At 65.5% G+C, this 16,120-nt stretch carries 12 protein-coding genes; 7 read left to right on the forward strand and 5 right to left on the reverse strand.

What is annotated here, in order from left to right; all coding sequences use genetic code 11:
* The first annotated feature begins 2 nt into the window (after positions 1–2).
* Positions 3–470, forward strand: a complete 468-nt coding sequence (uraH, locus tag IFT65_RS12770; protein WP_197974119.1) for a hydroxyisourate hydrolase — start codon at positions 3–5, stop codon at positions 468–470.
* A gap of 8 nt (positions 471–478) precedes the next feature.
* Here the strand turns inward: uraH and IFT65_RS12775 are convergent, their stop codons facing one another.
* Positions 479–1,552 carry a Rieske 2Fe-2S domain-containing protein gene (locus tag IFT65_RS12775; RefSeq protein ID WP_192081741.1) on the reverse strand — a complete coding sequence of 358 codons (1,074 nt, stop codon included), beginning with the start codon at positions 1,550–1,552 and terminating at the stop codon, positions 479–481.
* A gap of 216 nt (positions 1,553–1,768) precedes the next feature.
* On the opposite strand from IFT65_RS12775, the gene IFT65_RS12780 reads away from it, so the two are divergent.
* The 4 genes from IFT65_RS12780 to IFT65_RS12795 all read left to right on the forward strand — a co-directional run bounded on the left by IFT65_RS12780 (position 1,769) and on the right by IFT65_RS12795 (position 7,724).
* Positions 1,769–2,710, forward strand: a complete 942-nt coding sequence (locus tag IFT65_RS12780; RefSeq protein WP_192081742.1) for a cation diffusion facilitator family transporter — start codon at positions 1,769–1,771, stop codon at positions 2,708–2,710.
* A gap of 504 nt (positions 2,711–3,214) precedes the next feature.
* Positions 3,215–3,964 carry a 2,3-diphosphoglycerate-dependent phosphoglycerate mutase gene (gene gpmA / locus IFT65_RS12785; protein WP_188326572.1) on the forward strand — a complete coding sequence of 250 codons (750 nt, stop codon included), beginning with the start codon at positions 3,215–3,217 and terminating at the stop codon, positions 3,962–3,964.
* A gap of 167 nt (positions 3,965–4,131) precedes the next feature.
* Positions 4,132–5,631, forward strand: a complete 1,500-nt coding sequence (locus IFT65_RS18735) for a hypothetical protein (protein WP_249405151.1) — start codon at positions 4,132–4,134, stop codon at positions 5,629–5,631.
* Positions 5,628–7,724 carry a M13 family metallopeptidase gene (locus IFT65_RS12795; RefSeq protein WP_192081743.1) on the forward strand — a complete coding sequence of 699 codons (2,097 nt, stop codon included), beginning with the start codon at positions 5,628–5,630 and terminating at the stop codon, positions 7,722–7,724. The genes IFT65_RS18735 and IFT65_RS12795 overlap by 4 nt, the downstream gene beginning before the upstream one ends.
* A 63-nt stretch (positions 7,725–7,787) precedes the next feature.
* Here IFT65_RS12795 and IFT65_RS12800 read toward each other — a convergent pair whose 3' ends face one another.
* The 4 genes from IFT65_RS12800 to rlmJ form a co-directional block, all read right to left on the reverse strand.
* Positions 7,788–8,381, reverse strand: a complete 594-nt coding sequence (locus IFT65_RS12800) for a hypothetical protein (protein ID WP_192081744.1) — start codon at positions 8,379–8,381, stop codon at positions 7,788–7,790.
* A gap of 166 nt (positions 8,382–8,547) precedes the next feature.
* On the reverse strand, positions 8,548–12,012 hold the full coding sequence (mfd, locus tag IFT65_RS12805; RefSeq protein WP_192081745.1) for a transcription-repair coupling factor: 3,465 nt from the start codon (positions 12,010–12,012) through the stop codon (positions 8,548–8,550).
* Positions 12,013–12,146: 134 nt separating this feature from the next.
* Entirely contained in the window at positions 12,147–12,692 is a 546-nt protein-coding gene (locus IFT65_RS12810; protein ID WP_101098371.1) for a GNAT family N-acetyltransferase, read from the reverse strand.
* Positions 12,693–12,787: 95 nt separating this feature from the next.
* A complete protein-coding gene (rlmJ, locus tag IFT65_RS12815; RefSeq protein WP_192081746.1) occupies positions 12,788–13,645 on the reverse strand; it encodes a 23S rRNA (adenine(2030)-N(6))-methyltransferase RlmJ in 858 nt (285 codons plus the stop codon).
* Positions 13,646–13,691: 46 nt separating this feature from the next.
* Between rlmJ and creB the strand changes: the two genes are divergently transcribed.
* Both creB and creC read left to right on the forward strand, forming a co-directional pair.
* The gene (gene creB / locus IFT65_RS12820) at positions 13,692–14,405 is read left to right on the forward strand and encodes a two-component system response regulator CreB (protein WP_192081747.1); all 714 of its coding nucleotides are present in this window, start codon (positions 13,692–13,694) and stop codon (positions 14,403–14,405) included.
* Positions 14,406–14,407: 2 nt separating this feature from the next.
* Positions 14,408–15,841, forward strand: coding sequence for a two-component system sensor histidine kinase CreC (gene creC / locus IFT65_RS12825; protein ID WP_192081748.1), 1,434 nt, complete (start codon positions 14,408–14,410; stop codon positions 15,839–15,841).
* Positions 15,842–16,120: the final 279 nt, after the last annotated feature.

The following is a 16,120-nucleotide window of genomic DNA, read 5'->3' on the forward strand; positions in this document are numbered from 1 at the left end:
GCATGCGTGCCCATCGCACCATGCAGCACCGTCCGATGGAGAGGTTACCCAACGTGAAGAAGAACATCATCCGGGTCGCGGCGCTGCTGTTGGCCTTGTTCACCGTGGCCAGCGTCAGTGCGGCCTCGCGCAATCCGATGAGCGTGCATGTGCTGGACCAGCAGACCGGCTTGCCGGCTGAAGGGGTGCAGGTGGTGCTGGCAAAGGCGGAAGGGGATCGCTGGGCGGTGATCAGCAACGGCACCACCGATGTCGACGGCCGTGTGGCCGCGCTTTATCCGCCCGGCAAGGCGCTCGATCCCGGCCGCTACCAGGTCACCTTTCTTACCGGTGCGTGGTACACGCAGCACGGCGGAACCACGTTCTACCCGGAGGTCCAGGTGACCGTGGATGTCGACGGGAAGCTGCCGCATTACCACATCCCCCTGTTGCTCAGCGCTTACGGTTATTCGACCTACCGCGGCAGCTGACATGGCCTTCAGGCGACATCGGCGAAGAACCGCCGGTATCCGAGCTGCAGCAGCCTGCGTCGATACGCCAAGGTGATGCGGTCGGCACGCGTATGTGCTTCGACGCGGACGTCCAGCGGCAGGTTGCGCGGTCGCTGTGCCTCCGTCAGCGCCCTGTCCTCGTCGAACACGCGCAGGTTGAATGCGATCATCTCTTCCGCCGGGCGATCCGTGTCGAAGTTGCGTGACACCGGGCAGAACAGGTGGGTACGCAGCGCCGATACCGGCGTGGCGATGTTCATGACCACCGCACGATCAGCGCCGGGAAAGTGCAGGGTCAGCGACGCGGCGAAGGGAGGATGCACCTCGAAGTGCCGTCGCCACACGTGACCTTCCGGGGCGCGGCGGCCCGAGTCGACGGGGTAGTTGGGCATGTCGCTGTCGTAGTCCATCGCGAAACCATCGCTGCGGTGATGCACGTCGTAGGACGGCACACCGCGCCGGTCCGGATCGGCGAAGGTGCCCGCGTGCACCCAGGGCAGGTGAGCCACGTCGATGAAGCCCTCAAGCTGGCGACCTGCAAAGCAGTCCATCGGGTAGCAGGGACACACGGCCTGCTGGAAGCCCGCTTCGTCCCAGTGCGGCATCACGGGAATATCGGGCTGCACGCCCTCCTGTGGCCACAGGCAGGTCCATAACAGTCCATAGCGCTCGACGGTGGGATAGGTGCGCAGGTGCAACTGCGCCTGCACCGGGTGGCCGGGCTGGCAGGGAACATCCAGGCAGCGCCCCTCTGCGCCGAACAGCAGGCCGTGGTAGCGGCAGCGGATGCCGCACGGATCCGCCGTGCCCATGCTCAGCGGCACACCCCGGTGCGGACAGGCATCGGCGGCTGCGACGACACTCCCTGCCGCGCGGTACAGCACCAGCGGTTGGTCCAGCAGCCGGGCGGCCTGGGGCGCGGCGCGCAGGTCTTCGCTACGCATCACCGGGAACCAGCAGCGGGCCATGAGGTACCAGTCCGGCGCATCGAAACTGCAGCCGGTCGGCAGCAGGGGGCGGTCCTCGTGGCTGCGCGGACCGAGGTGATGGTGCAGGGGCATGCGGTGCTTCTCCAGCGGAGGCGTGAGGAAATGCTGGATCCCACGAAGGTCCTGCTGCCATGCAGGATGCTGCAAAGCGCACTTCTGTTGACCGGCCGCGTCGTGTCCCGTCGTGCCGGCCCGTTCGCTGCGCCGCGCAGGCGCGATGTTATAACGCGTGTGATGGTGTCCACCGCCCTGCGCGCGTAGCCTGCACGCATCGCACTGGAGATCCCGATGGGACACGATCACAACCATCTTCCGAACGAAATCCGCCACGAGAAGCCGCTGTGGTGGGCACTGGGCCTGACGGCCGCCTTCCTGCTGGTGGAGGTGATCGGCGCGTTTGTCACCAACAGTCTGGCGCTGCTGTCCGACGCTGCGCACATGGCCACCGATACGCTGGCGTTGATGATCGCGCTGGTAGCAGTGCGCTTGAGTCGCCGGCCGCCCGATGCCCGACGCACCTACGGCTACGCCCGGTTGGAAGCGCTCGGCGCGATGTTCAACGGCGGCATGCTGTTTGTCGTCGCCGGATACATTCTGTGGGAGGCCATCGCACGGTTCCGCCAGCCGCAGGAGATCGCGTCGACCGGCATGTTGGTCATCGCGGCGATCGGCTTGGCGGTGAACCTCATTGCGATGCGCCTGCTGAAAGCGGGCAGCGGCGAGAGCCTGAATGTGAAAGGGGCCTACCTGGAAGTGTGGGCGGACATGCTCGGCTCGGTGGCGGTGATCATTGGCGCGCTGCTGATCCGCTGGACCGGCTGGAAAGTCATCGATCCGATCCTGGCGGTGCTGATCGGGTTGTGGGTGCTGCCACGCACGTGGGTGTTGATGCGCGAAGCGATAAACGTGCTGCTGGAGGGTGTGCCGAAGGGCATCGTACTGTCTGAGGTTCGAGGCAGTCTGTGCAGCCACGCCGGTGTCGTGGATGTGCACGACCTGCACGTGTGGGCGCTGGCGTCGAGCACCCCGGCGCTGAGCGCACACGTGGTGGTGGCCGAAGGGGCGGACACCGACCAGGTACGCAGGGAACTGGCTGACGCGTTGCACGAACGCCACGGAATAGACCACGTCACGTTGCAACTGGAAGCCGACCACTGCGGCGACGCCTGCGCGGTCGGACCGACGGCAAAAGCGCACGACCACGGTCATCACGGTCACGTGCACCACTGACGCCGGTGGTGGTGGTGGTGGTGGTGGTGGTGCTGGTGGTGCTGGTGGTGGTGGTGGTGGTGGTAGAGCCGACTTCAGTCGGCTGCGTTTCGCGGTGGACCAGCCGACTGAAGTCGGCTCTACCAAGGGCTGTCAGCCGACTGAAGTCGGCTCTACCGAGGGCTGCCAGCCGACTGAAGTCGGCTCTACAGATGGTTGGCTAGCGGCCGGTGCATGGTGGCTGATACGTGGTGCTTGGCGCGTGGTGCCTGATGCCGAGCGCCCGGCACCTGGTAGAGCCGACTTCAGTCGGCTGCGTTTCGCGATGGACCAGCCGACTGAAGTCGGCTCTACCAAGGGCTGCCAGCCGACTGAAGTCGGCTCTACCGAGGGCTGCCAGCCGACTGAAGTCGGCTCTACCGAGGGCTGTCAGCCGACTGAAGTCGGCTCTACCGGGGGCAATGCCGCCGAGCGCGGCTCGGCGCTACACTATCGGCCTGCCTTCCCGATGTTGGAGACCCTGCAGTGACCCGTAAACTCGTACTGTTGCGCCACGGCCAGAGCCAGTGGAACCTGGACAACCGTTTCACCGGTTGGGTCGATGTCGAACTCACGGACAAGGGGCGCCAGGAGGCTGCCGCCGCTGGTCGCCTGATGCGCGAGGAGGGCCTGCAGTTCGATGTGGCGCACACGTCGGTGCTCAAGCGCGCCATCCATACGCTGCAGGGCGCCCTGGCCGAAATGGACCAGGACTGGTTGCCGGTCAGCAAGAGCTGGCGCTTGAACGAGCGCCACTACGGCGGACTGCAGGGCCTGGACAAGGCGGAAACCGCGGCCAAGCATGGCGAGGAGCAGGTCAAGATCTGGCGTCGTTCCTACGACATCCCGCCGCCGCCGATGGACCTTGAGGATCCGGGCCATCCGATCCACGACCGCCGGTATGCCACGCTGGACCGCAATGCGCTGCCGGGCACCGAGTCGCTGGCGACCACGCTGGACCGCGTGCTGCCGTACTGGTTCGATGCCATCGCGCCGCAGTTGAAGGACGGCAAGACCGTACTGGTCACCGCGCACGGCAATTCGCTGCGCGCGCTGTACAAGTATCTCAACGGTGTGTCGCGCGAGCAGATCCTCGAACTCAACATTCCCACCGGCATCCCGTTGCTGTTCGAGCTCAACGACGACCTGACCGTGCAATCGTTCCGTTACCTGGGTGACCCGGAAGCGGCGCGCAAGGCGGCCGAGGCCGTGGCCAACCAAGGCAAAGCGAAGTAACGGCGGCGGCCGAACGGCCGGCTGGTTGCCCGGTAGAGCCGACTTCAGTCGGCTAGTTGTCCGGTAGAGCCGACTTCAGTCGGCTAGTTGCCCGGTAGAGCCGACTTCAGTCGGCTGCATTAATCAAGCCGACTGAAGTCGGCTCTACCGTCGGCATGACCGTCGGCATGACCGTCGGCATGACTGTCGGCATGACTGTCGGCATGACTGTCGGCATGACTGTCGGCATGACTGTCGGCATGACTGTCGGCATGACTGTCGGCATGACTGTCGGCATGACTGTCGGCATGACTGTCGGCATGACTGTCGGCATGACTGTCGGCATGACTGTCGGCATGACTGTCGGCATGACTGTCGGCATGACTGTCGGCATGACTGTCGGCATGACTGTCGGCATGACTGTCGGCATGACTGTCGGCATGACTGTCGGCATGACTGTCGGCATGACTGTCGGCATGACTGTCGGCATGACTGTCGGCATGACTGTCGGCATGACTGTCGGCATGACTGTCGGCATGACTGTCGGCATGACTGTCGGCATGACTGTCGGCATGACTGTCGGCATGACTGTCGGCATGACTGTCGGCATGACTGTCGGCATGACTGTCGGCATGACTGTCGGCATGACTGTCGGCATGACTGTCGGCATGACTGTCGGCATGACTGTCGGCATGACTGTCGGCATGACTGTCGGCATGACTGTCGGCATGACTGTCGGCATGACTGTCGGCATGACTGTCGGCATGACTGTCGGCATGACTGTCGGCATGACTGTCGGCATGACTGTCGGCATGACTGTCGGCATGACTGTCGGCATGACTGTCGGCATGACTGTCGGCATGACTGTCGGCATGACTGTCGGCATGACTGTCGGCATGACTGTCGGCATGACTGTCGGCATGACTGTCGGCATGACTGTCGGCATGACTGTCGGCATGACTGTCGGCATGACTGTCGGCATGACTGTCGGCATGACTGTCGGCATGACTGTCGGCATGACCGTCGGCATGACGGTCGGCATGACCGTCGGCATAGCGCCGACTCTACCCTCGGTACTACCGGGCGTTGGCGTGCACGATGCCCAGCGCTTCATCGGCCTGTGCATCGTCATACCCGGCCTGCCACGCGAAGCGGTGCGCGCTGTCGGGCAGGAACATCACCACCGCCTGCAGCGGCTGCGGGCCGCAATGGCGCACGGCAGTGGCCAGGTATTCATCGTGGCAGTCCGCGCGTACGGTGCGGAAGATGACCTTGTAACCGCCATCGAGGACCTCGCCGTCTTCGACGTCGGTCTGGATCTTGTGCCCTGCGGCCAGCAGGGTGGCGCATTCGCCAAGCAGCGCCTGTGCCTTGGATCGCTGCAGGCCGAAGACCATGACTTCCGGCGCGCCGTAGGTCGCCTGGAATCCGATCGAATAAGAGAACCCGGATTCACCGTCCGGACCGGGCAGCACATGCAGGCAATGCCAGCCGTGCTGCTGGATGTCGTCGATCACCTTGCGGTCCTTGCTGCTGTCGGGTGCTGTCATGAAGGTCACGCTGGCCAGTTGATCGGGAGGTCCAGCCCAGTGTCCCACGCCCCGATGGATTCGGGTGTGACCTTTGGCGGTCCCCGGTCCTGCATGTCCGGGCTACCCTCGGGGATTACCTGTTGGAGAGTCCCATGAAGTTGCGCACCTTGGCCCCGCTGGGCCTGACCGTCGCCATCGCGGCATCGCTGGCTGCCTGTGGCAATTCCGAAACGGCGCCCACCGCCACGGCGGATGCCACCACGTCGGCCTTCGACCCGTCGCTGATCAAGACGCCGCTGATCTCGCTCAACAGCGCCGATCTGGATACGGCCATTTCTGCGTGTACGGACCTGAACGCGTTCGTGAACCAGAAGTGGCTTACCGCCAATCCCGTGCCGGGTGACCAGACCACCTGGGGCAGCTTCGAAATCCTGCGCGAGCGCTCGCTGGAAGTGCAGCACGCGCTGGTCAAGCAGGCCGCCGACAGCGATGCCAAGGCGGGCTCGGTGGAAGCGAAGATCGGTGACATCTGGAAGACCGGCAGCGACGAAGCGAAGATCGATGCGGCCGGCTTGGCACCGCTGCAGCCGCAGCTGGACAAGATCGCCGCGCTGAACGATACCGCGGCCATCACCCAGTACCTGCGCGACAGCCAGGCGCAGGGGCAGGGCGTGCTGTTCTCGTTGTCGGCCAATGCCGATTACAAGGATTCGGCGAACGTCATCGCGTATGTCGGCCAGAGTGGCTTGGGCCTGCCCGAGAAGGGCTACTACACCGATGCATCGCAGGCGAAGATCCGCGATGCGTACGTGGCCTACGTCACCCAGGTGCTGACGCTGTCCGGCGTGGACGCGGCGCAGGCGGCCGAGCAGGCCAAGGCCGTGCTGGCGTTTGAAACCCGTTTGGCTGCCGCCTCGCTGTCACGCATCGAACTGCGTGATCCGTCCAAGCGCTACAACCCGGTCAGTGCCGCCGATGCGGACAAGCTGACACCGAACTTCAGCTGGACCGCACTGTTCGACACGCTCAAGGTACCGGCCGCGCAGAAGTTCTCGCTGGCCCAGCCGCAGTTCTTCACCGAGGTCGACAAGATGCTGGCCGATGTGCCGGCTGCGACCTGGCAGGCCTACCTGCGTTTCCACACCATCGACGATGCCGCGCCCTATCTGAGCAGCAACGTGGAGAAGGCCAACTTCGACTTCTATGGCAAGACGTTGCGGGGCCAGCAGGAAATGCAGCCGCGCTGGAAGCGGGTGCTGGATTCGGTGAACAACGGCATGGGCGAAGCGCTGGGCCAGTTGTATGTGGATGCGGTGTTCCCGGCCGAGAGCAAGGAACAGATGCAGCATCTGGTGGACAACCTGTCCGAAGCGCTCAAGGCCCGCCTGGAGAAGCTGGAATGGATGGGCGAAGACACCCGCAACAAGGCACTGGAGAAGTGGGCCAGCTTCACCCCGAAGATCGGCTACCCGGACAAGTGGCGTGACTGGTCGGGCCTGCAGACCAACGGTGACAGCTTCCTCGGCAACATGCAGGCGGCGCGCGCGTACAACTACCGTTACATGCTGGACAAGATCGGCAAGCCGGTCGACAAGACCGAGTGGGGCATGACCCCGCAGACGGTCAATGCGTACTACAACGCCACCAAGAACGAGATCGTGTTCCCCGCTGCGATCCTGCAGGCACCGTTCTTCGATGCCAAGGCAGACCCGGCGTTGAACTACGGTGGCATCGGCGCGGTGATCGGCCATGAAATGATGCACGGCTATGACGACTCCGGCAGCCAGTTCGCGGCCAACGGCAACTTCGACAACTGGTGGACCGACGCCGACCGCAGTGCCTTCACCCAGCGGACGGACCAGTTGGTCGCGCAGTTCGATGGCTATGAGGCCGTGCCCGGCGTGAACGTCAAGGGCAAGCTGACCCTGGGTGAGAACATCGGCGATCTCGGTGGCCTGACCGTGGCCTATGACGCGCTGCAGATGGCGCTGAAGGAAGATCCGTCGAAGAACGCACCGGTGGACGGTTATACCCAGGACCAGCGCTTCTTCATGAACTGGGCCACCGTGTGGCGTCGCAACTTCACCGACGGCGAACTGCGCGTGCGGTTGAACACCGATCCGCACGCACCGGCGAACTTCCGCGCCAATGGTGCGCCGTCGAACATGCCGTCGTTCGCGGCAGCATTCGAATGCAAGGCGGGGCAGCCGATGGTGCGTGCCGATGACAAGCGCGTTGTGATCTGGTGATCGCACGCGTGTGCTGAGAAATGAAAAACCCGGCGAAAGCCGGGTTTTTTCTAGGCAGATCCATCAGCCGGCCGCGATCTCGTCGCACTTCAGGTACTCCTGCTGCGTGATCTTCCATGCGGCAGCGGCATCGAATCCCGGCACCAGTCCGGTGTCCTTGCCGGTGAACGCCGACATGCCGTGGCTCAGCATGTAGGTGGGGGCGTAGCGCGGAGGACCCAAGCGCTCTGCGAGGAGGCACAGACTTTTCTGGTAGGCGTCCGCGTGGGCCATGCGGTCCTGCAGCGCGGCGCTGAACGCAGCCATCGGCCCGTCTCCAGCAGACTCGAAGCTGGCGACCAGGTTCATCTTGAGCGCGCCGTAGGCACCGTGTGCGGTTCTGTCTGCCACGCGTTGCGTATCGAAGTGGGCGAATACACCGGCGATGGAGAAGAGGTCTGCGCCGTCGGTATTGCGCCCGGCCTGGATGCAGCTGGGGATGGCGGCCATCAGATCGGCCGGCGAGTCGTTGGCGGTGACATCCTTCAGCGCGGTGCAGGGCAGCGAGCGGGTTGCCTGCAGGTTGCCCGCCGCACGTTGATCGACCGTCTTGGCGTGGCCTGCCAAGGGCATGAGCAGGCAAGCAAGCAGGGCGGGGAGGCGCGTGAGTCCGTGCATGGTGATGCGTCCGTGTTGTGATGCAGAGGATGGAGTGTAGATGAGGCATGGCCATTGGTAGCGCCGACCCATGGTCGGCGAGCGCAGCGGCGGGTCAGGTCACGCATCGGTGCGTTCGCGGTAGCGCCGACCCACGGTCGGCGAGCGCAGCGGCAGCCAACTGACGTCAGCCCGGGGCCAGCGTGGTCAGCAGTGCGCGCGCTGCGTTGAAGCGGTCTTCCGGCAACGGCAACGGATGCTTGATCCGTAGCTTGTCCGGGCCGTCCATGCTGTACAGATTGGACTGCTTCTGGATCAGCTGGATCACCGACATCGGATCGATGTTCGGTTTGGCTTCGAAGACGATGCGACCGCCGGCCTCGCCCAGATCGAGCTTGCGGATGCCCAGTTCGTTGGCCTGCAGTTTCAGCTCGGCAATGGCGAACATATGCTTGGCCGGATCCGGCAACAGGCCGAAGCGGTCGATCATCTCCACCTGCAGTTCGCGCAGCGATGCACTGTCACGCGCGCTGGAAATGCGCTTGTACAGGGTCAGGCGCGTATGCACGTCGGGCAGGTAGTCACTCGGAATCAGCGACGGTACATGCAGTTCCACCTCGGCGCCGCGGACTTCCTGCCCCGCATCCAGATCGGGCAGCTTGCCCAACCGGATGCTGCGCACGGCGCGTTCCAGCAGCTCGGTGTACAGGCTGAAGCCCACTTCAGCCATCTGGCCGCTCTGGTCTTCGCCCAGCAGCTCGCCGGCACCACGGATCTCCAGATCGTGGGTTGCCAGGGTGAAGCCGGCGCCCAGCTCATCCATCGAGGCGATCGCATCGAGCCGCTTTTCCGCGTCGGGTGTGATCGACCGGCGGTCCGGCACGACGAGATAGGCGTACGCGCGGTGGTGCGAACGACCGACACGGCCACGCAACTGGTGCAGCTGCGCCAGCCCGAAGCGGTCCGCCCGGTTGATGATGATGGTGTTCGCGTTGGGGATGTCGATGCCCGATTCAATGATCGTGGTCGACAGCAGCACATTGAAGCGCTGCTTCTGGAATTCCAGCATCACCCGTTCCAGCTCGCGCTCCGGCATCTGCCCGTGAGCAATGCCGATGCGCGCCTCCGGCACCAGCTCGGACAGCTCGCGCTGCATGCGGCCGATGCTCTCCACGTCGTTGTGCAGGAAATAAAGCTGCCCGCCGCGCGCCAGCTCGCGCTGGAAGGCTTCGCGCAGCAGCGCGTCGTCCCATTGGGTGATGAAGGTCTGCACCGCCAGCCGGTTCGGCGGCGGCGTGGCAATGATCGACAGGTCGCGCAGGCCGGCCATGGCCATGTTGAGCGTGCGCGGGATCGGCGTGGCCGTCAGGGTCAGCAGATGCACGTTGGCGCGCATCGCTTTCAACGCTTCCTTCTGCCGCACACCGAAACGCTGTTCTTCATCGACCACCACGAGGCCAAGATCCTTGAACTTCACATCCGGCTGCAGCAGCCGGTGCGTGCCAATGATCACGTCGATGGTGCCCTCGGCGACCTTTTCCAGTTCCGCCTTGATCTCTTTGGTGGATTTGAAGCGCGACAGCACTTCCACCTTCATCGGATAGTCGGCGAAGCGATCGCGGAAGTTGCGGTAATGCTGTTCTGCCAGCAGCGTGGTCGGCACCAGTACCGCGACCTGCTTGCCGGCGCTGGCCGCAGCGAAGGCAGCACGCACGGCCACTTCGGTCTTGCCGAAGCCCACGTCACCGCAGACCACTCGGTCCATCGGTTGGCTGCTGGCGAGATCCCGCAGGGTGGCGTCGATGGCGGCCAGCTGGTCGGGAGTCTCTTCGAACGGAAAGCCGGCCGCGAAGGGTTCATACATGGAACGGTCCACGTCCAGCGCCAGGCCTGCACGCGCGCGACGACGTGCCTGGATTTCCAGCAGTTCGGCGGCGACGTCGCGCACCTTCTCCGCGGCCTTGCGCTTGGCTTTGGTCCACTGTTCGCCACCCAGCGAATGCAACGGCGCGGTATCGGCCGATGCGCCGGAGTAGCGACTGATCAGGTGCAGTTGGGCGACCGGCACATACAGCCGATCCCCCTTCGCGTACTCGATCTCGAGGAACTCGCCGGGCATTCCGCCCACATCCATTGCGATCAAGCCGCGGTAGCGACCTACGCCGTGGTCTTCGTGGACGATCGGCGCGCCTTCGGTCAGCTCGCCAAGGTCGCGGATGATCGCTTCGGGCTCGCGCCCGGCGCGGCGCGAGCGGCGCTGCTGGCCCGCGCGCTCCGGGAACAGCTGGCGTTCGGTCAGCACCGCGATGCGCGGATCGTCCAGCGCGAAGCCGTCTTCCAACGGTGCAACGGTGATCGCGAAGCGCTCGCTGCCGGCAAGGAACGAGGGCAGGTCGACCACGACGGGCGGCTTCAATGAAGCGGCCTGCAGCACTTCCAGCAGGGCTTCCCGTCGGCCTGCCGTATCGGCGGCGATCAGGATGCGGCCCGGGTATTCCTTGACGAACGAGGCCAGTGCCTGGCCCGCCGTTGCATCACGTGCGGCCACCGGAAGTGGCGGAAGCTTGGTATCGCCCAGTGGCTGGGCCTGCTCGATGCGTGCGTGTTCGGGCGGCCATACTTCAACCCGTGGCAGGTCGTTGAGCTTCTCGCGCAGCAGATCCGGCGACAGATACAGCTGGTCCGGCGGCAGCAGCGGGCGTTCGACGTCATGCCGGCGCTGTTCGTAGCGCTGGCTGGTCTGTGCCCAGAACGCAGCGGCCGCCTCGCCCACGCCCGGTGCCATGACCGGCAGCACGTCGGCGGAAAAGTAATCGAACAGCGTGGCGGTGCGGTCGAAGAACAGCGGCAGGTAATACTCGATGCCCGCCGGTGCCAAGCGGGACTTGAGATCCTGGTACAGCGAGCTGCGACGGGTATCCACGTCGAAGCGCTCGCGCAGCGCGTCCATCACCCGCGAGATGCTGGCATCGTCCATCGGCACTTCGCGCCCGGGCAGCATGTGCACGGCCTGGACCTTGTCCAGCGAGCGCTGCGTCTCCGGGTCGAAGGCACGGATGGTGTCGATGTCTTCATCCAGCAGTTCCACCCGCAGCGGCTCGCGGGCTCCCATCGGATAGACATCCAGCAGGCCACCGCGCACGGCGAAATCGCCCGGGTCCATCACCTGCGGCACATTGCGGTAGCCGGCACTTTCCAGACGGCGTTTTTCCGCATCAAGGTCCAGTCGCTGGCCAACCTGCAGATCGAAGCTGCCGCCGATCACGTACTGCTTCGGTGCCAGATGCTGCATCAGCGTCTGCACGGGTACCACCACCAGGCCGCGCTTCAGGCCGGGCAGGCGATGCAGTGCGGAAAGGCGCTGGGAAATGATGTCCGGATGCGGGCTGAAACGATCATAGGGCAGCGTCTCCCAGTCCGGGAACGCCACCACAGGCAAGCTGTCGTCGGCACCGAGCAAGGTGTGCAGATCGGCTTCGATCTGGTTGGCACCGTGGTTGTCCGGAGCGACGACCAGCAGCGGGCCGTCGTGTGCCTGCGCCGCACGGGCGAGGTACCACGCGAGCGCCGTGGCGGAGCTGGGAGCGCGCCACCAGGCGCGGAGCTGGCCGGGACGGGGCAGCGGCGGAATGGGATAAGGAGAGCGCGACATTGGCCGCCGATTCTATCAGAGGCCGTTGTGCAGACCGGGACAACGCTGCAACAAGCCCGAACGCGGCGTCGCGCCATGCCCGGCGCGCGCGGTGGCCCGGGATGGATCGCCGGGCAGCGCCCGGCGCACGCGCCTCAGTTATCCAGTTCCAGCACCATCCGCACCAGGCCGGGCGTGCCCTGCGGGTGCGGCACCGGCTTGAAGCCCAGCGAGTCAGCCAGCTGCTTCATCGGCTCGTTCTCTTCGGCGACATCGCCATACAGGCGATCCAGGTACTTGCCGCGCGCCCACTTCACCAGTTTGCGCATCAACTGCCGGCCAAGCCCTTGGCCGATCAGGAAGCGGCTGATCAGGATCGCGTACTCGGCTTCACGGGTGCCCTGGATGATCGAGGCGCGGGCTACCGCGCCGACCACGGCTTCACCGGCCGGCAGCGATTCGGCCGCGACCAGCGTGATTTCGGTCTTCGGATTGGGGTGGGTGAGCCGCTGGGTGGTCTCCGGCGAAAGCTCGGTGACCGCCTGCAGGAAGCGGTCACGGATTTCCTCCGGGCCGAACAGGCTGAAAGCAGCCTGCAGCGGCGGGCCGTCTTCTGGCCGGATCGGACGGATCAGCAGTTCGTGGCCGCTGGGGGCCTTGAAGATCTCGTGCCAGGGCGGCATGCGGTTGCGAGTGGCCATACCGGGTTGTTCCTTGGTGGTCCAGCGATTGTGGCATTCCCATGGCCGCACACCGTGAACGAATGGTTCACGGCGATGCACGGCGTCACAGGGGCCTATTCGGCGGTCTTCAACCAATCGATGCGGGTGCTGGCACCCGTTTCACCGAGGTGCTGTTTCAGCGCCGGCAGGGCCGGGCCGACCACCCGGTCGAACTGGAAGGGGGCATTGAGGATCAGCATGCCGCTGCCGTTGAGGCGCAACGGCGATTCGTCCGGGCGCACCAGCAGCTCGATGGTCAGGGCGGACTTGAACGGCAGCGCGGTCGCCTTGCGCAGGAAGTGGAGGATGGTGCGGCGCTGCTTGATCGGGAACCAGACCGCGCAGGTGGCCTGTGGCCAACGCTCGTAGGTTTCCTTCAACGTGGCCAGGATGCGGATGTACTCAGCGTCCTGCCCTTCGTAAGGCGGATCGATCAACACCAGCCCGCGGCCGATCTTGGCCCCGTTGGCCTTCGGCGGCACCAGGGCCCGCACTTTTTCGTAACCGTCGCCTTCGTAGACGCCGACCCGCGCATCGTTGGCGAACACCTTCCGCAGGGCAGCGGCTTCTTCGGGCTGCAGTTCGCAGGCCGCAAGACGGTCCTGCGGACGCAGCGCCTGGGCGGCCAGCAGCGGCGAGCCCGGGTAGTTGATCATCGCGCCGACCGGATTATCGGCCTGCACCGCCTTCAGGTAGCGCTCGACCACCTCGGGCAGCTTGGGCTGGGACATCAGGCGCATCACCCCTTCTTCGGCCTCCAGGGTCTTGCGGCCCTCTTCGCTGGCCATCAGGTAGCGGCCGCGGCCGGCATGGGTGTCGAGCACGAAGAACGGGCTGTCCTTGCGCTTGAAGCTGTCGATCAGGGCGAGCAGCACGATGTGCTTGAGGACATCGGCATGGTTGCCGGCATGGAAGGCGTGGCGGTAGTTCATGGGGCGCAGTGTACGGGTAGGCAGGCGCAGCGGCTATGCTGCCGCCATGACAGAAGCTGCTGCCCACGTACTGGTGGTCGAAGACGAGACCGCCATTGCCGAAACCGTGCTGTATGCGCTGCGCAGCGAAGGCTACGCGGCGACCCACTGCCTGCTCGGCGGGCAGGCCCTGCAGCACCTGCAGGCACACCGCGTGGACCTGGTGATGCTGGATGTCGGCCTGCCCGACCTGGGCGGCTTCGAGGTATGCCGCCGGCTGCGCGCGCTGCCCGGTCCGGCGGGGCAGGTGCCGGTGATTTTCCTGACCGCGCGCAGCGAGGAGATCGACCGGGTGCTGGGGTTGGAGCTGGGCGCCGACGACTACGTGACCAAGCCGTTTTCACCGCGCGAACTGGTGGCGCGGGTGCGTGCGCGCCTGCGCCGCAGTGCGTCGGTTGCCACCACGGCGGTAGCTGACGAGAAGGGTCAGCAGCACGGTGCATTCCGGATCGACCCGGAGAGCCACCGCATCCATTACGCAGGGCGGGTGCTCGACCTGACCCGCTATGAGTACGCACTGCTGGCGGCGTTGCTGCAGCGGCCCGGGGCCATCCTCAGCCGCAACCAGTTGATGGATCGCGGTTGGGACGCTACCAGTGACAGTGCGGACCGCACCGTCGACACGCATATCAAGACGTTGCGGGCGAAGCTGCGGGCGGCGGGGGCGCAGGACGATCCGATCCGCACCCATCGTGGCCTCGGCTACGCGCTGGAGGTCTGAGCATGCGGCTGGGGCTGAAGCTGTTCCTGGGATTTTTCCTGATCGTGGGCCTGGCGGCCTTCTTCGTGATGCGGATATTCGTGGATGAAGTGAAGCCGGGTGTGCGGCAGGCCATGGAATCCACGCTGGTGGATGCGGCCAACGTGCTGGCCGAGATGGCGGCACCGGAGTTGAAGGCGGGGACGCTGGCGGGGGGCGGTTTCACTGCCAGCCTGGCACGCGCCCAGCGCCGCGACCCGAAGGCGATGGTGTGGCGCTTCCCCAAGCGCGCGCTGGATTACCAGGTGACCATTACCGATGCCAAGGGCATCGTGGTGTATGACTCGCTGGGGCGCGACGTGGGGCGTGACAACTCGCGCTGGAATGATGTCCATCGCACGTTGCGCGGTGAGTACGGTGCGCGGTCCAGCCCCGAAGTACCCGGCGATCCCACCCACACGGTGATGCACGTGGCGGCGCCGGTGTACGACCCAGCCGATGGGCACAGGCTGATCGGGGTGCTGTCGCTGTCGCAGCCCAATCGCAGCATCGACCCCTTCATTGCCGCCAGCCAGCGCCAGATCATGCTGCGCGGCGCGTGGCTGATCGGGCTGTCGGCGCTGATCGGCATCCTGATGACAGCATGGCTGATGACCGGCGTGCGGCGCTTGAATCGCTACGCTCAGGCGGTGAGCGCGGGCGAACCGGTACCGCCGCCCCGCCCGCGGCGCGATGAGATCGGCGACCTGGGCCAGGCGCTGGAGACCATGCGGCGCAAGCTGGAGGGGAAGGCGTACGTGGAGCACTACGTGCAGTCGCTGACCCACGAAATGAAAAGCCCGTTGGCGGCGATCCGTGGCGCGGCCGAGCTGCTGCAGGAGCCCATGGCCGAGGAGGATCGGGCACGGTTCGCGCGCAGCATCGTCGACCAGCAGCAACGGCTGACCGAGACGATCGACAAACTGCTGGCGCTGGCGGAAGTGGAGCAGCACGGATGGCTGCAGACGCGCGAGGTGCTGCCGGCATCGGTGTTGCTGGACGGCGTGTCCCAGGCTCTGCAGCTGCGCGCGCAGGCGGCGCAGGTCAGCCTGGACATCGACGCGTCTGTTGCGTTGACGGTGCGCGGTGACGGGTACCTGCTGCGCCAGGCGCTGCACAACCTGCTGGACAACGCGATCGACTTTTCGCCCGTGGGCGGCAGGGTGCACCTGCGTGCGCTGGCGGAGGGCGATGGCGTGGCGCTGCAGGTAGTGGACCACGGGGAGGGCGTACCGGACTACGCACGCGAGCGGATCTTCGAACGGTTCTATTCGCTGCCACGGCCTGCCACGGGACGGCGCAGCTCCGGGCTGGGGCTGCCGTTCGTGCACGAAGTGGCCCGGTTGCATGGTGGCCGGGTGCGGGTGGAGGACCGCGACGGCGGGGGTACGGTGGCCACGTTGTGGCTGCCGGGTTGATGCTGCTCTGGGTGGCGGGTTATGCCGCTTTGGCGGGCGGGATGATGCCGCTTTGCCTGGCGGGGTGATGCCGCTCTGGCTGGTGGGATGATGCTGCTTTGCCTGGCGGGGTGATGCCGCTCTGGCTGGTGGGATGATGCCGTTCTGGTAGAGCCGACTTCAGTCGGCTGCGTTGTGCTTGCCCGCAAACGGCAGCCGACTGAAGTCGGCTCTACCAGGTCGGCTCGACACCGCGCGGCGTTTCCACGGCGTCATTGTCACCGCCTCATCGCCATTGCC

It is taken from the genome of Stenotrophomonas sp. CFBP 13725 (assembly GCF_014841935.1).
GTDB lineage: Bacteria > Pseudomonadota > Gammaproteobacteria > Xanthomonadales > Xanthomonadaceae > Stenotrophomonas.

Excerpts from the sequence above, each read along its gene's own strand:
- uraH (WP_197974119.1), top strand. The coding sequence starts at position 3 with ATGCGTGCCCATCGCACCATGCAGCACCGTCCGATGGAGAGGTTACCC.
- IFT65_RS12775 (WP_192081741.1), bottom strand. The coding sequence starts at position 1,552 with ATGCCCCTGCACCATCACCTCGGTCCGCGCAGCCACGAGGACCGCCCC.
- IFT65_RS12780 (WP_192081742.1), top strand. The coding sequence starts at position 1,769 with ATGGGACACGATCACAACCATCTTCCGAACGAAATCCGCCACGAGAAG.
- IFT65_RS18735 (WP_249405151.1), top strand. The coding sequence starts at position 4,132 with ATGACCGTCGGCATGACTGTCGGCATGACTGTCGGCATGACTGTCGGC.
- IFT65_RS12795 (WP_192081743.1), top strand. The coding sequence starts at position 5,628 with ATGAAGTTGCGCACCTTGGCCCCGCTGGGCCTGACCGTCGCCATCGCG.
- IFT65_RS12800 (WP_192081744.1), bottom strand. The coding sequence starts at position 8,381 with ATGCACGGACTCACGCGCCTCCCCGCCCTGCTTGCTTGCCTGCTCATG.
- mfd (WP_192081745.1), bottom strand. The coding sequence starts at position 12,012 with ATGTCGCGCTCTCCTTATCCCATTCCGCCGCTGCCCCGTCCCGGCCAG.
- IFT65_RS12810 (WP_101098371.1), bottom strand. The coding sequence starts at position 12,692 with ATGGCCACTCGCAACCGCATGCCGCCCTGGCACGAGATCTTCAAGGCC.
- rlmJ (WP_192081746.1), bottom strand. The coding sequence starts at position 13,645 with ATGAACTACCGCCACGCCTTCCATGCCGGCAACCATGCCGATGTCCTC.
- creB (WP_192081747.1), top strand. The coding sequence starts at position 13,692 with ATGACAGAAGCTGCTGCCCACGTACTGGTGGTCGAAGACGAGACCGCC.
- creC (WP_192081748.1), top strand. The coding sequence starts at position 14,408 with ATGCGGCTGGGGCTGAAGCTGTTCCTGGGATTTTTCCTGATCGTGGGC.